The 14,408-nt window shown below is 69.1% G+C and carries 12 protein-coding genes; 8 read left to right on the forward strand and 4 right to left on the reverse strand.

Annotation, left to right across the window (positions count from 1 at the left end; all coding sequences use genetic code 11):
• The first annotated feature begins 31 nt into the window (after positions 1-31).
• The 4 genes from ACLBWP_RS09230 to ACLBWP_RS09245 all read left to right on the forward strand — a co-directional run bounded on the left by ACLBWP_RS09230 (position 32) and on the right by ACLBWP_RS09245 (position 5,252).
• The gene (locus ACLBWP_RS09230; protein WP_447654936.1) at positions 32-1,321 is read left to right on the forward strand and encodes a hypothetical protein; all 1,290 of its coding nucleotides are present in this window, start codon (positions 32-34) and stop codon (positions 1,319-1,321) included.
• Complete coding sequence (locus ACLBWP_RS09235; RefSeq protein ID WP_447654937.1) at positions 1,318-2,775, forward strand: hypothetical protein; 1,458 nt, start codon at positions 1,318-1,320, stop codon at positions 2,773-2,775. Before ACLBWP_RS09230 ends, ACLBWP_RS09235 begins: the two co-directional genes overlap by 4 nt.
• Positions 2,772-3,761 carry a glycosyltransferase family 4 protein gene (locus ACLBWP_RS09240; RefSeq protein ID WP_447654938.1) on the forward strand — a complete coding sequence of 330 codons (990 nt, stop codon included), beginning with the start codon at positions 2,772-2,774 and terminating at the stop codon, positions 3,759-3,761. Before ACLBWP_RS09235 ends, ACLBWP_RS09240 begins: the two co-directional genes overlap by 4 nt.
• A gap of 63 nt (positions 3,762-3,824) precedes the next feature.
• The gene (locus ACLBWP_RS09245; RefSeq protein WP_447654939.1) at positions 3,825-5,252 is read left to right on the forward strand and encodes a polysaccharide biosynthesis tyrosine autokinase; all 1,428 of its coding nucleotides are present in this window, start codon (positions 3,825-3,827) and stop codon (positions 5,250-5,252) included.
• A 612-nt stretch (positions 5,253-5,864) separates the two neighbouring features.
• On the opposite strand, the gene ACLBWP_RS09250 is transcribed toward ACLBWP_RS09245, so the two are convergent.
• Entirely contained in the window at positions 5,865-6,302 is a 438-nt protein-coding gene (locus ACLBWP_RS09250; protein WP_447654940.1) for a DUF3060 domain-containing protein, read from the reverse strand.
• A gap of 162 nt (positions 6,303-6,464) precedes the next feature.
• Entirely contained in the window at positions 6,465-8,624 is a 2,160-nt protein-coding gene (locus tag ACLBWP_RS09255) for a hypothetical protein (RefSeq protein ID WP_447654941.1), read from the reverse strand.
• A gap of 301 nt (positions 8,625-8,925) precedes the next feature.
• Here ACLBWP_RS09255 and dnaK point away from each other — a divergent pair, with 301 nt between their 5' ends.
• From dnaK to ACLBWP_RS09275, 4 genes are all read left to right on the forward strand, one after another.
• A complete protein-coding gene (gene dnaK, locus ACLBWP_RS09260; protein ID WP_243562267.1) occupies positions 8,926-10,788 on the forward strand; it encodes a molecular chaperone DnaK in 1,863 nt (620 codons plus the stop codon).
• 2 nt (positions 10,789-10,790) lie between these two features.
• Positions 10,791-11,438, forward strand: coding sequence for a nucleotide exchange factor GrpE (locus tag ACLBWP_RS09265; RefSeq protein ID WP_243562269.1), 648 nt, complete (start codon positions 10,791-10,793; stop codon positions 11,436-11,438).
• 23 nt (positions 11,439-11,461) lie between these two features.
• Positions 11,462-12,460: a DnaJ C-terminal domain-containing protein gene (locus tag ACLBWP_RS09270; protein ID WP_447654942.1), complete on the forward strand. Its 999-nt coding sequence runs from the start codon at positions 11,462-11,464 to the stop codon at positions 12,458-12,460.
• A gap of 126 nt (positions 12,461-12,586) precedes the next feature.
• Positions 12,587-12,997: a heat shock protein transcriptional repressor HspR gene (locus ACLBWP_RS09275; RefSeq protein ID WP_447655133.1), complete on the forward strand. Its 411-nt coding sequence runs from the start codon at positions 12,587-12,589 to the stop codon at positions 12,995-12,997.
• A 61-nt stretch (positions 12,998-13,058) separates the two neighbouring features.
• On the opposite strand, the gene ACLBWP_RS09280 is transcribed toward ACLBWP_RS09275, so the two are convergent.
• On the reverse strand, positions 13,059-13,889 hold the full coding sequence (locus ACLBWP_RS09280; protein WP_243562272.1) for an aldo/keto reductase: 831 nt from the start codon (positions 13,887-13,889) through the stop codon (positions 13,059-13,061).
• Positions 13,890-13,948: 59 nt separating this feature from the next.
• Entirely contained in the window at positions 13,949-14,368 is a 420-nt protein-coding gene (locus ACLBWP_RS09285; RefSeq protein WP_243562273.1) for a pilus assembly protein CpaE, read from the reverse strand.
• Between the last annotated feature and the right edge of the window lie 40 nt (positions 14,369-14,408).

Here is a 14,408-nt window from a genome sequence, read left to right on the forward strand (position 1 = left end):
AGGATGTTGGAACACGAGAACGGAGACGATCATGGCCGGAGCCAGACGAATCACGATCCGCGTCGTCCGCCTCCTCCTGGTCGTGGCACCGGCGCTGAGCGGGCGAGCGGGGCAGTTCGTCGCACTCGCAACCCTCGCGCTGGTCCTGTCGCCGGCGGGCTACGGCAGGTTCGTGGCGATGCAGACCCTGCTGCTCGGAGTCGCCAGCGTCCTCGGGTCGACGACGAGCGCGATGACCAACGCGGCGGCTGCCAGGACGACCCAGCGACGCTCGACCGACCTGCTCCCACTCGTCCGCGTCCTCGTGCTCGCTCGGTGGCGGACCTTCCTCGTCAATGCCTGCTGCGCTGCGGTGGTCCTCCCGATCGGCGTCGCAGCCCTCGGCCTGGGGCTGCGCAGCGATGAGATCGTCGCCCTGATCGTGCTCGGTGCCCTCAGCGGCGTGCTGCCGGTGGCCGAGGGGATCACCGCGGTCGTCGTCGGGCGCGGCAAGCCCCTCGTCGGATCGGTGGTGGACGCGGGCCGCGCTGTCGGATCGAGCGCGGGTGCCTTCGTCGGCGCCGTCGTCCTCGGGCCGATCGGCGGCGTCGCCGGGATGCTCGTGCTGGACGTCGTCGGTGTGCTCGGCGTGCTCGTCGCCCTGCGGGTGATGCCCCGGCCGACCGGATCCGATGTGCTCGTCGTCGACCGCGAGCACGACCACGACCTCCGCTCCGGTGGCGTCGTGGCCGGGATCAGCGCGAACGTCCTCGGGCAGATCGCGAACTGGGCGGTCCTGTGGGGGATCAGCGCCGTCGGTGGCGCGGTCGGACTCGGTGTCTACGGTGTTGCGAGCCGCTTCGCGTCGGTCACGACCGTCGCACCGGTCGTCCTGGGGCGGGCTGTCGTCGGCGAGCTGGCCGCCCCCCGGCCCGGCCAGAACCACTGGACCGCGCGGTCCTACGTCACCGTCGTGACGGTCCTGTCGGTCGTCTCGTCCGCGGCTGCACTGGCGCTGCTCGTGTTCGTGTTCCCCGGACTCGTCCGCTCCTACGACGGCCTCGTCGCCGTCACCGTGGCGGTCCTGGTCGCCGCATGTCTGCGGGCCGTGCTCATCAGCGTCGGCAACGTGTGTGTCGCACGGCGCCGTTGGGGAACCTGGGTGAGCGCGGACGTCGCCGCGATGCTCACGGTGCTCGGCGGCCTCGTGGTGTGCGCTGCCACCGGGGGAGACGTCGTCCAGATCGTCGTGGTCGCCGCTGCGGGATCCGCGGTCGGCGTGGCCGTCAGGCTGGTGGGCCTCGCACGCCCCGCTCGGCGAGCCGCTGGGACCCTCGCATGACGCGCGCGCCGATCCCCGCTCCCGTCGTGGCGAGTCGGCGGGTGATCCACTGGGCCATCCGTGCCGTTGCGCTGAGCGCCGTGCTGGCGTCGCTGGTCATCGCCGCGACGACCGGGGGAGACGCGGGCGTCCTGACCCTGCCGGTCCTGGTCGAAGCCGTCCTGGTCGTCGTGGCGCTCGAGGTCGCTCGTGCGTCTCGCGAGGAACTGCGTGTCGACGCACTGACCCTCTTCACCGCCTGGGAGACGATGCGCGGCTGCGTCACACCCGTGATCATCCAGTACCTCGGCAACGGGCACGCGTTCTACTACCGCTTGGGGACCTACGCCGACACGGAGCTCGTGCTCTGGCTGGCGGTCCTGTTCTTCGTCGTCGTGATCGCCACGCGCCTGTCGGCGTCGATCGTCGGTTCGGCCGCGCGGGGCTCCGATCAGGTCGCGCTCCGCGTCTCCGGACTCGGCGCCTCCCGCATCTCGAGCTGGGTGCTCATCGGCCTGGGGGCAGTCGGGCTCGTCATCCGGTTCCCGTCGCCCGGGGCCGTTGCCGGGTTCCTGTCCGGCGCGATCGAACAGCTCCAGGGCACCGGCGAGGGCGCGAGCTCCGGGATCCCGTTGATCGGCATGGTGCTCCGGCCGATGCTGTTCGTCGGCCTGGTCCTGCTCGCGCGCGACCGTCGGCGAGCCGGGCGTTCGGTCCTCCCCGTCGTCCCGTTCCTCGTCGTTGCGGTCGTCTTCGGGCTGGCGTCGTACGGGCTCAACCGTGCAACGGTCGCCTACGCGATCATCGGGATGGTCTTCGTCTTCGCCGAGCGCGCGGCCGGAGCGCTCCGGGGACGACACCTCGCCGGCCTGCTGGGCCTGCTGACCGCGTTCTTCGTGCTCGTCGGCACGCTGCGCTCCAGCCTGTGGGTGACCCGCACCGGGCTCGACGCGCCCACCCTGCAGCTCGTCCCGGTCCTGCAGTCCGTGATCCCGTACTTCGGCACCCCGATGCAACTCGCCGCCGCGATCCCCCCGGTCCGGGTCTCGGACCCCTTCGGGATGACGAGCTTCGTCCTGTCGGTGCTCTCGCCGATCCCGGGCGCCCCCGATGCGGCCCGGACCGCCTCGAGCACTGCCCTGTACAACAACATCGTCTACCACAGCTTCGTCGGCAAGGACCAGCTCCTCCCGACGTGGTTCGAGGGCTTCCTGTGCTTCGGCGTGATCGGCGTGATCGGGTCCGGGGTGGTGGTCGGACTGCTCTTGGCCGTCAGCGACCTGTGGCGTCGGCGGACCTCGACCGTGCTCGGTTCCTACGCTGCAGCGCTGTTCGTCCTGTGGATCGCGCAGGCCAGCGTGACCTCCTTCAACGTCATCGAGCAGAACCTCATCTACTTCATCGTCCCCCCATTCGTGCTGTCCGCCGGAGCCGCGCTCTGGCCAGGACGCCGATCTGAAAGGCAGTTCGCATGAAGATCCTCATGCTCTCCGGCATCTTTGCCCAGTCCGATGCGTACCGTGCCTCCCACATGGCGGAGACCCCCGACAGCCTCCTCGCTGACGCGCTCGCCGACGCCGGGGTCGACATCACCACGGCGGCTCCGACCTTCCGCGGTGACTGGGCGTCCTTCGACGTCGTGCACCTGAACCACCTCACCAACGCTTGTCTGCGGTCGATCGTCGAGCCGCGGACGCGCGTCGTGTTCACCCACCACACGAGCGGGTGGAAGCCGTGGCACCACCGGATGGTCCGGAACGCGACCGAACGGCGGGCTGACCGTGTCGTCGTCTTCACGGACGACGAGCGGCGTCGCCTGGGCCGGCGTGTCCCGGACCGGAAGATCGAGGTCATCCGCAGTGCCCTCGCGGTCGAGCGGTTCACCACGACGACACGGGCCCGACCGCGGCCAGGGCAGGTCTGGGACCTGCTCTACGTCGGTCAGCTGGTCGAGTTCAAGCGCGTGCACCTGGCGCTCGAACTCCTTCGTCGGCTCCGCGACTCCGGACAACCGGCTCGGCTGCGGATCATCTCGCACCGCGAGACGCTCCGTCCCGAGCTCGAGACCGCAGCTCGGCGTCTCGGGGTCCACGAGGACGTCCACTACCTCGGCACACGCACCCGGGACGAGATCGGCACCGAGATGGCGTCGTCGCACTTCCTCGTGTTGCCCTCGCATCGCGAAGCGCTCTCCACCGTGACCAGTGAGGCCGCCGTGTCGGGGCTGCCGGTCCTGCTGTTCGACGTGAGCGGTGCGGACGAACAGGTCCCACCCGGGTGGGAACTCCCACCGATCCACGACACGACGCAGTGGTCGGACCTGGCGCTCCGCCGCATGGCCGACTACGAGCGCGTCGCTGCGGCGTGGGCGGCCAACGCCCCGACCGTTCGCGGGCGCCTGTCCATCGACAGGGCGGTCGCCCAACACGTCGACATGTACCGACGCATCCTCACGCGCTGATCGCACTGATCGCGCTGCAACTCCTCACCTCCCCTCATCCCCACTGACCTCGAGAAGGACCCGATGGACTTCCACCTGCTCATGACCCTGCTGCGCCGCGGCTGGCTGATCATCCTCGTCGCAACGCTCGCCGGGATCGGCGCTGGTGCCGCGCTGGTCGCCACCACCACGCCGCAGTACCGAGCGTCCACGTCGCTGTACGTGTCGGTGAAGGGCGGCAACACCTCGACCGACCTGGTGCAGGGCGGCAGCGCTGCCGAACAGAAGGTGCAGACGTTCGCCAGCGTGGCCCGGAGCGCGCTCGTCCTGCAGCCGGTGATCGACGAGCTCGGTCTGCACACCGGCGTGGTGGACCTCGCGCGGCAGGTGGAGGCACAGTCGCCGATCGACAGCGTGCTCGTCACGATCGCCGTGACGGACACCTCCGCCGAACGATCTGCGGCCATCGCGAACGCCGTGGCCGCCCAGCTCCGCCACGTGGTCACGGACCGCTTGGAGAAGCCCGACCCTCAGGGCCAGAGCCCGTTCGCCATCGAGACGATCCAGCCGGCGATCGCACCGAGCACGCCGGCATCACCGCGGCTGCTCGTGAACCTCGTCGGCGGCGGCGCCGTCGGGCTCCTCGCCGGACTCGCGATCGCAGCCCTCCGACTGACGCTCGACGTCCGCCTCCGTGACCGTGACGAAGTCGAACGCATCGCCAGTGCACCGGTCATCGGGTCGATCGCGTTCGATCGTGGTGTCCGCGAGCAACCCCTCGTCGTGCACGCCCACGGCGCGGACCCGCGCGCCGAGGAGTTCCGCCGCCTCCGGACCAACCTGCAGTTCCTCGAGGCCGGTCGTGCGACCAAGAGCTTCCTCGTCACGTCGTCGGTGGCCAGCGAGGGCAAGAGCACGACGGCCGCCAACCTGGCGATCTCGCTCGCCCAGAACGGTGCCCGAGTCGCCCTGGTGGACGCGGACCTCCGCCGTCCGCGCATCGCGTCGCTCATGGGCCTCGAGGGACAGGCCGGACTGTCCGACGTCCTGATCGGACGGGTCGAGCTCGAAGACGCCCTGCAGCCGTGGGGTCGCGACGACCTCGTCGTGCTGCCGTCGGGCCAGATCCCGCCGAACCCGGCGGAGCTGCTCGGCACCCTCGGCATGAAGGCCGTCCTGCGCGAGCTGGAAGAGGCGTTCGACATCGTCATCATCGATGCACCGCCGATGCTGCCCGTGACCGACGCGGCCATCCTGGGTCGCGTCGTCGGAGGGACACTGTTGGTGGCCTCCATGGCCGGGACCTCGCGGAAGCACCTCGCGCGAGCCGCTGCGTCCCTCCGCGACTCCGGCGTCGAGCCGATCGGGTCCATCCTGACCATGGTCCGCACCGTGCGCGCCGATCGCCAGCTCTACACCTACGAGCAGCGTGCGGGTACCGCGGCCGATGCCGCGTCCGAGACGCTCGCCGGGCGGCATTCGGACCCAGCCGCGTCGGCGGTCACCCGCTGACCCGAGCGGGTCTGCAACGAACGATGCCCCGAGCCCCACGTCTCCGGACGTGGGGCTCGGGGCATCGCTGCGTGTGGTGGGGCTGCCGCACGTCCGGTGGAGGAGCTCCCCGGACCGGTATGGCGAGCAGGAGCGCATGCGCCAGGCGAGGCGCCATGGTCACGGCCGCTGGTGCCCGTCCCGAGCACGCGCCCGCCAGAACCGCGGCCAGTCCCGGGTGACGGGGCGCGATGCTGCGACGGGGTTCGTGACAGCGTGCGCGCCACTCGCCGGTGGACCGGATCGCCCGGCAGCGTCGCCGGCCAGGAGGCCCGGGGCACGTTCGATTCGCCCGGCCTGACCCCGTCGTCGCGAACGACCGGTTCGCCCCGAGCGGAGTGCGCCAACGTGGACTCGGGTACTGCAAGGCCTCGGACCGGTCGCGTTCCGCTGCGCTCACGACCCTGCAGTGTGCGACCGGTGGCGCGCGTCACCGGCGACGCCCGCCGCTCCGCACCGTGTCGTCAGACGCAGCGCACACGACGAAAACGCCGATCGCCCCCGGCCTGAGCCGGGGGCGATCGACGTTCCGCGCGGTGGAGACGCGCGCTCAGGACCGCGTGTTCGCGGTCGTCAGTGCTTCTGGTCGACGGGCAGGACCTTGTTCCCCGAGCCCATCTCGTTGTGCTTGGGCTCGTCGCCGTCGTAGTAGACGGTGTTGTCCGAGCCGACCGTGGTGATCGTGGTGGCCGCGGAGACCGTGACCGTGTTCTTGGAGCCCTCGACGGTCAGCTCGCGGGAGTCGCCCAGCGTCAGGGTGTTGCCCGACCCGAGGACGTCGACGAAGTCGCAGCCCGAGGCCTTGGTGGTCTTGTCGCTCGCGCCGATCGACTGCACCCCGTCGGCACACGCGGAGTTGCCCATAGCCGGATCGGCCTTCGCGCTCGGCGTCGACGACGCGGACGGTGACGGCGTGCCGGACTTCGTGGTCGTGTTGTTGGTGGTGCAGCCCGTCAGGGCGAGGGCGGCGAGGGCCGTCGCGGTGGCTGCGATCAGGATGCGCTTCTTCATGGTGATCTCCGGGTTGCGGGTCGTTCTGGTCGGTGGTGGTCGTGCAGCAGGCGCCGTCCGGGACGGGTCCAGGACGGCGCAGTGCGGTGTCGAGCCGGGCGGTCACAGGCGCGACCGCCCGGCTCAGGTGGCGTCAGTTCAGGCTGAGCGACTTCGTGTCGGTCATGCCGTCGCCGTCGGCCTGGTCGATCGTGATGTCGTAGTGACCGGAACCGATCGTCTCTTGAGGGACCAGTGCCCGTCGTTCTGCACGACGACCGAGGGCGAGACGCTGGTGAAGTTGGTCACCTTGAGCGTCACCGTGCGGCCCGGGGTGCCGGTGCCGGTGAACTCGACCCATTCGCCCTTGTAGCCCGTGGTGTTCGTCTTCGGCGAGGTGACGTCGAAGGGCAGGACGACCGGCGCGTTGGCCGGGTTGATGGTCAGCGACTTGCTGCCGTTGGCCGTCGCGCCGTCCTTCTGGGTGACGGTGATCTTGTACTCGCCGGTGCCGGTGTGCTTGTTGACGGACCAGGTGCCGTTGTTCTTGACGGTGGTGGTGACGTCGACGCTCTGGAAGTTGTCGACGTGGATGGTGACCTGCTGGCCGGCCGAGCCCTTACCCGAGAAGGTGGTGTCCTCGCCCTTGTGGTCCGACCCGTCGATCGGTGCGTCGACCGAGAACGGGTTGTTGATCGGCGCGGCGGACGGGTTGACTGTCAGCGACTTGCTGCCGTTGGCCGTTGCGCCGTCCTTCTGGGTGACGGTGAGCTTGTACTCGCCGACACCGGTGTGCTTGACGACGGACCAGGTGCCGTCGTTCTTGACGGTGGTGGTGACGTCGACGCTCGGGAAGTTGTCGACGTGGACCGTGACCTGCTGGCCAGCCGAGCCCTTGCCGGAGAAGACGGTGTCCTCGCCCTTGTGGTCGGAGCCGTCCATCGGTGCGTCGACCGAGAACGGGTTGTTGATCGGCGCAGCTGCGGGGTTGATGGTCAGCGACTTGCTGCCGTTGGCCGTGCCGTTGTCGGTCTGGGTGATGGTGAACTTGTACTCGCCGGTGCCGGTGTACTTGTTCACGTCCCAGGTGCCGTCCTGCTTCACCGTGGTGGTGACGTCCGCGGTCGCGAAGTTGTCGACGTGCAGGGTGATCTTCTGGCCGGCCGAACCCTTGCCCGAGAAGCGCGTGTTCTCGCCCTTGTGCTCGGAGCCGTCGATCGGTGCGTCGACGGAGAACGGGTTGTTCACTCCCGAGTTGTCTGCGGTGATGGTGACCGGCGACTTGCCGGTGACCGTGAAGTCGCCTGCGTTCGTCTTGCCCGACGCCGTGAAGTCGAGGTCCTGCTGGTCGTCCTTCGCATCGGCGGGCGCGGCAACGTTCACCTTCCACTGCAGCTCGCTGCCGGCGGCGATCTTCGCGCCGTCGACGTCGGTGATCGTGCCGCGGAACAAGGAGCCGTTCGCCATGACCGAGCCCGACACGGTGAAGGTCTTGTCGTCGGACCACGCGTCACTGGCGGATGCGCGGTACTTGCCCATCAGCGTGGTCTGCCCGGCGGTGAAGGTGGTGCCGGCCGGGGCCTTCGCCTCGACGGTGGTGTTCGTCAGCTTCGTCACCGCGGCATCGGCGTGCATCCCGAACGCGACGTCCTGCTGCTCGCCGGCCTTGATCGTCGCCGACGAGGCGACGCCCTGGGCGTTGAACCCGCCGTTCGCGATCGGAGCAGCGTTCGAGTCATCCAGGTCCGAGGGGAGTCCGACCCACGCCGAACTCTTGGGAGCCCCATTGCTGAAGAAGAACCGGCCGTACTGGGCTGCACTGTCGACCGAGATGAGGCTGCTGAGCCAGATCGGGCTGGCGTTGACGGTCGAGATCCGTGCTGTTGCGTTCAGGAAAAGGTTTCCATTGGCGTCCTGGTGCCAGAGCGTTCCCTTGTTCGGAGTGTCAGTGCACGCAGCGCCCGTACGAATGTTTGACTGCGCGAGTCCTTGACGATCTGGCCAGTAATTCTGGGAGAACGTCAGGCACTGCGTGGGCATGTCCTTGTTCTGGATCACGAATCCGTCCGAGCCCCAGCTCTTGCCGACAAACCAAGTGGCTTTTGTCTTGGCTTCCACCTCGGTCGCGGCCGTCTTGACGGATCCATCGCTCGCCATGTAGAGGTAGGCGTTCGCGGCGGGATGTGTCAGGAACTGGAACGGCGCCGAGACGTCGCCGACAGCCCTCGGCGCCGACGTGGGAGCGGCGGACGCAGCGGTCGCGCCGAACCCCAGGCCCGAGGCGATGGTGGCGGCGGCAAGCAGGCTCGCGCCGACGACCTGCATGGGTCGTTTCTTTGACATGGTGACGTCACTCTCTCTGTGACTCCGGCTCGGTGTCCGGAGGTGGGGCGGGAGGCGGCGCGGCCGTCGCGGTGACGAGCCCGGCATCCCGACGGGGGGATCGCCGCAGGAGCGGCACGTACCAGTATGACATACGAAATATCAACTGCAAGACTTTGCTGCAGATCCAAGCTTGAGTCATTCGGACGCAACTTTCAGCTCCCAGAGTTGACGCGCCTCCCGTCCGGAGTAGAGTTGAGCCCATCGGACGCAAGTCCGGCAGACTTCAGCACCACGCATCCAACAGAAGGAGCAACACCACATGGGACGTGCAGTAGGCATCGACCTCGGAACCACCAACTCGGTCGTCAGCGTGCTCGAGGGTGGCGAGCCCACCGTCATCGCGAACGCCGAGGGCCTGCGCACCACGCCGTCGATCGTCGCCTTCACGAAGGACGGCGAGGTGCTGGTCGGCGAGACCGCCAAGCGCCAGGCCGTCACGAACGTCGACCGCACGATCGCCAGTGTCAAGCGCCACATCGGCACCGACTGGACGACCGACATCGACGGCAAGAAGTACACGCCGCAGGAGATCTCGGCCCGTACCCTCGGCAAGCTCAAGCGCGACGCCGAGCAGTACCTGGGCGAAGACGTCACCGACGCGGTCATCACCGTGCCGGCGTACTTCAACGACGCCGAGCGTCAGGCCACCAAGGACGCCGGTGAGATCGCCGGCCTCAACGTCCTGCGCATCATCAACGAGCCGACCGCGGCCGCGCTGGCCTACGGCCTCGACAAGGGCAAGGAAGACGAGCTCATCCTGGTCTTCGACCTGGGTGGCGGCACGTTCGACGTCTCGCTGCTCGAGGTGGGCAAGGACGACGACTTCTCGACGATCCAGGTCCGTGCGACCTCGGGTGACAACCGCCTCGGTGGTGACGACTGGGACCAGCGCATCGTCGACCACCTGATCAAGAAGTTCAAGGACGAGCACGGCGTCGACCTGTCCACGGACAAGATCGCCAAGCAGCGCCTGAAGGAAGCCGCCGAGCAGGCGAAGAAGGAACTGTCGAGCCAGATGAGCGCCAGCATCCAGCTGCCGTACCTCACGCTGACCGCCGACGGCCCCCTCAACCTGGACGAGACCATCTCGCGCGCCCAGTTCGAGCAGATGACCTCCGACCTGCTCGACCGCACGAAGAAGCCCTTCAACGACGTCATCAAGGAAGCGGGCGTGTCCGTCAACGACATCGCGCACGTGGTCCTGGTCGGTGGCTCGACCCGCATGCCCGCCGTGGCCGAGGTCGTCAAGCAGCTGACCGGTGGCAAGTCCCCGAACCAGGGCGTCAACCCGGACGAGGTCGTCGCCGTCGGTGCAGCGCTGCAGGCCGGTGTCCTGAAGGGCGAGCGCAAGGACGTCCTGCTCATCGACGTCACGCCGCTGTCGCTCGGCATCGAGACCAAGGGCGGCCTGATGACGAAGCTCATCGACCGCAACACCGCGATCCCGACCAAGCGCAGCGAGACCTTCACGACCGCTGACGACAACCAGCCGTCGGTCGCGATCCAGGTCTTCCAGGGCGAGCGCGAGTTCACCCGCGACAACAAGCCGCTCGGCACGTTCGAGCTCACCGGCATCGCGCCGGCCCCCCGTGGCGTGCCGCAGGTCGAGGTCACCTTCGACATCGACGCCAACGGCATCGTGCACGTGTCCGCCAAGGACAAGGGCACCGGCAAGGAGCAGTCGATGGTCATCTCCGGCGGCTCGTCGCTGCCGAAGGAGGACATCGAGCGCATGGTCCGCGAAGCCGAGGAGCACGCGGCCGAGGACAAGGCCCGTCGTGAAGCGAACGAGCGTCGCAACCAGGCCGAGCAGCTCGTCTACTCGATCGAGAAGCTCATCAAGGAGAACGACGACAAGCTCCCCGCGGACGTCAAGTCCGAGGTGCAGGGCGATGTCGACGCGCTGAAGTCCGCCCTGGCGGGCGAGGACGATGACGCGGTCAAGACCGCCTTCGACAAGCTCAACGAGTCGCAGGGCAAGCTCGGCCAGGCCATCTACTCGCAGCAGGACGCGGGCGCCGCGGCCGGTGGCGAGCAGCCGAACGCCGAGCAGCCGGCTGACGACGAGGACATCGTCGACGCCGAGGTCGTGGACGACGAGGACGACAAGGACAAGAAGTAACGATGACGGACTCCACGAACGACGACAACGTCGAGAACAACGAGGAGCCCCAGGTCGAGGGGGACGCCACGAACGCGGCCGAGCCCGAGGACCTGATCGAGGCCGAGGGGCCGGACGTCGAGGTCCCGACGGACGCCCCGGCGGGCGGCGAGCAGGACCTGTCCCCCGAGGACGAGGCACTGCTGGCCGACGCCGCACGCGGCATGGCGGAGGACAAGCTCAGCGCTGCCGACCGCGACCTGGTCGCCGAGATGCGTGCGGACATGCTCCGCGCGCAGGCCGAGCTGGTGAACTTCCGCAAGCGCGTCGAGCGTGACCGCGAAGCCAACCGCGAGGTCGCGATCGCCGAGGTCGTCCGGGCACTCCTGCCGGCGCTCGACGACCTGACCCGGGCCGAGGCCCACGGCGATCTGAACGAGGGCCCCATGCAGGTCATCGGGCAGAAGATCCGCGGCGGCTTCGACAAGTTCAAGCTCGTGCAGATCGGCGAGAAGGGCGAGCCCTTCGACCCGACCGTGCACGAGGCGATCGTGCAGCTCCCGACCCCGGGCGCCACCGGCCAGACCGTGGCGGACGTCGTCGAGCCGGGCTACAAGCTCGGTGAGCGTGTCCTGCGTGCGGCCAAGGTCGCGGTGGCGGTCCCGGCCTGAGCCGGGACGGAAGGTAGGTACCAGTGGCCAGTCAGGACTGGTTCGACAAGGACTTCTACGCGGTCCTCGGTGTCGACAAGAAGGCGTCCGAGGCCGACCTGAAGAAGACCTACCGGAAGCTCGCGCGGCAGTACCACCCGGACTCCAACCCGGGTGACGCTGCCGCCGAGGCCAGGTTCAAGGAGATCAGCGAGGCGTACTCGGTGCTGTCCGACAAGGACCAGCGCGCCGAGTACGACCAGGTCCGTGCCATGGGGTCGGGCGCTCGCTTCACGGCGGGCGGTCCGGGCCAGGGCGGCGGATTCGAGGACGTCTTCGGCGGGATGTTCGGCCAGCAGGGCGCTGGCGGACAGCGTGTCCGCTTCGGCCAGGGCGGTGCCGGCGGCTTCGAGGACATCCTGGGCGGGATGTTCGGCGGCGGTGCCGGCTTCGGCCAGTCCTCCGGCGGGTACCGCGGCTTCGGTGGTCCGACGAAGGGGCGTGACGTCACCGCGACGACGACGCTCGACTTCGCCACGGCGATCGCCGGCGACACGGTCAAGCTCGCGCAGGGCAACGGCCGGCCGGTGAACGTCCGGATCCCCGCGGGGGTCGCGGACGGTCAGAAGATCCGGCTGCGGGGCCGCGGCGAACCGAGCCCGGACGGCGGCGATGCGGGTGACCTGGTGGTCGCGGTGCACGTCCGCAAGCACCCGGTCTTCGAGCGCGACGGGCAGCACCTGCGCGTGGACGTCCCCGTGACGTTCGTCGAGGCAGCGCTCGGCGCCACCATCCAGGTCCCGACGCTCGGCGGCGAGCCCGTCAAGCTGCGGGTCGCTCCGGGCACGCCCTCTGGTCGCGTCCTGCGCGTCAAGGGCCGCGGCGTCACGACCAAGACCGGCACGGGTGACCTGCTGGCGACGGTCCAGGTCGCGGTGCCGTCGCACCTGTCCGACAAGGCGAAGGAAGCGGTCGAGGCGCTCGCCGCGGCCCTGCCCGACGAGGACCCGCGCGAGGACCTGCTCGCCAAGGCGCGCGGCTAGCGTCGCGCACCACATGCACCAGACCCGGCCAGGAGGCCCGGCGCGGCTCCGTCAGGAAGCCGCACCGGGCCTCCAGGCTGGTCGCAGACCACGCGGACGACGGAAGGGACCCACGCCATGACCGACATGGACGAGAACTCGCCCGTCTTCGCGATCGCGGTCGCCGCGGAGCTGGCGGAGATGCACCCGCAGACGCTCCGGCAGTACGACCGGCTCGGCCTGGTCGTGCCGGGGCGCACCCGTGGCGGCTCGCGTCGGTACTCGATGCGCGACGTCGTACAGCTGCGCGAGATCGCGCGGCTGGGCTCCGAGGGCGTGTCGCTCGAGGGGATCCGCCGCGTGCTCGAGCTCGAGAACGAGAACAAGCTGCTGCGTGACCGGGTCCGCGAACTCGAGACGGCGTTGGCGGACCAGCTGATCAACCGTCCCGGGGCCCGGGTGTTCGCGGCCACGGCGAGCGGTGCCGCGGTGTCGCTGCGTGCGGGCTCGCGTCCGGAGCGCAACACGCAGATCGTGCTCTGGCGGCCGCCCCGCTGACGTGATGACGAAGGCCCCCTGCCGTGATCGGCAGGGGGCCTTCGTCATGCGGTCGCTCGGACTACGCCGGGACGTAGTCGAACGTGTCCGGGTCCGGGCCGGTGCGGTGGCCCTTGTCGAGCGTGGTGATGTCGGTCATGTCCTCGTCGGAGAGCTCGAAGTCGAAGATCGCGAAGTTCTCCTCGACGCGCGAGCGGGTCACCGACTTCGGGAACACGATGTCGCCGCGCTGGATGTGCCAACGGAGCACGACCTGCGCCGGGGTCTTGCCGACGTTGCCGGCGATGCGCGTGATGGTCTCGTCGTCGAGCACCAGGCCCTGGGCGATCGGGGACCAGGCCTCGGTCGCGATGCCGAGCTCGCGGTTGTGGGCGCGGAGCTCGTCCTGGGTCAGGTACGGGTGCACCTCGATCTGGTTGACCGACGGCGTGATGGTCGTCTCGGCCTTGAGGCGGTTGAGGTGGTGCGCCTGGAAGTTCGAGACGCCGATCGAGCGGGCGGTGCCACCGCGGTACAGCTCTTCCATCGCCTTCCACGTGGGGACGAAGTCCGTCACGGTGGGCAGCGGCCAGTGGATGAGGAAGAGGTCCGTGTACCCGCCGAGCAGCTCGGCCGACTTCTTGCCGTTCTCGAGCGCTGCCTCGGGGTCGTGGAAGCCGTTGTTGAGCTTCGAGGTCACGAAGATCTCGGAGCGGTCGATGCCGGACTCGGCGATCGCCTCGCCGACCTCTTTCTCGTTGCCGTACATCTCGGCGGTGTCGATGTGGCGGTAGCCGACCTCGAGGGCCGCGAGCGTCGCCGCCTTGGTCTCCGAGGGGTCGATCTGGAACACACCGAAGCCGAGCTGCGGGATGGTCTTGCCGTCGTTGAGTGTGATGTTCGGAACGGTCATGACCCCAGACAACCAGCGGACGTCCGAGCGGCGTTCCGGCAACACTCAGCGAACGGGGTTCACGCGAGCGACGCGCGGATGTACGCCGCCAGGGCCTCGCCGTACGCCATGGCCGGGTCGGCGGACGCGAAGGTCCGGTCGGCGCCCGAGATCGTCGCCGTCACGGTGTACACGACGCGGTCCCCGTTCGACACACGGGTCAGCCCGATGAACGACGGGCCGAGCAGGTCACGCAGCTGGTCCTCGCGCGGCAGCCAGAGCGACTCGGCGGCGGTGACCGAGTCGAGTGCCCACTCGGTGGTGCCGTTGAAGCCCAGGATCGTGCCCGACGGGTGGTCGTGCCGTTCGACGGTCATCTCCGACACCGTGTAGACGTCGTCGTCGACCCCGGGCTTGTCGATGACGAAGCGGTCGCCCGTTGCGGGGTTCCAACGGAGTCCGGCATCACGGAGGGTCTTGGCGAGTTCGACGGTGATCACCCCACCAACCTGCCACCAACGCCGCCCGCACGTGTTCCCG

The organism is Microbacterium sp. M1A1_1b (assembly GCF_053345565.1).

Excerpts from the sequence above, each read along its gene's own strand:
- ACLBWP_RS09230 (WP_447654936.1), top strand. The coding sequence starts at position 32 with ATGGCCGGAGCCAGACGAATCACGATCCGCGTCGTCCGCCTCCTCCTG.
- ACLBWP_RS09235 (WP_447654937.1), top strand. The coding sequence starts at position 1,318 with ATGACGCGCGCGCCGATCCCCGCTCCCGTCGTGGCGAGTCGGCGGGTG.
- ACLBWP_RS09240 (WP_447654938.1), top strand. The coding sequence starts at position 2,772 with ATGAAGATCCTCATGCTCTCCGGCATCTTTGCCCAGTCCGATGCGTAC.
- ACLBWP_RS09245 (WP_447654939.1), top strand. The coding sequence starts at position 3,825 with ATGGACTTCCACCTGCTCATGACCCTGCTGCGCCGCGGCTGGCTGATC.
- ACLBWP_RS09250 (WP_447654940.1), bottom strand. The coding sequence starts at position 6,302 with ATGAAGAAGCGCATCCTGATCGCAGCCACCGCGACGGCCCTCGCCGCC.
- ACLBWP_RS09255 (WP_447654941.1), bottom strand. The coding sequence starts at position 8,624 with ATGTCAAAGAAACGACCCATGCAGGTCGTCGGCGCGAGCCTGCTTGCC.
- dnaK (WP_243562267.1), top strand. The coding sequence starts at position 8,926 with ATGGGACGTGCAGTAGGCATCGACCTCGGAACCACCAACTCGGTCGTC.
- ACLBWP_RS09265 (WP_243562269.1), top strand. The coding sequence starts at position 10,791 with ATGACGGACTCCACGAACGACGACAACGTCGAGAACAACGAGGAGCCC.
- ACLBWP_RS09275 (WP_447655133.1), top strand. The coding sequence starts at position 12,587 with ATGGACGAGAACTCGCCCGTCTTCGCGATCGCGGTCGCCGCGGAGCTG.
- ACLBWP_RS09280 (WP_243562272.1), bottom strand. The coding sequence starts at position 13,889 with ATGACCGTTCCGAACATCACACTCAACGACGGCAAGACCATCCCGCAG.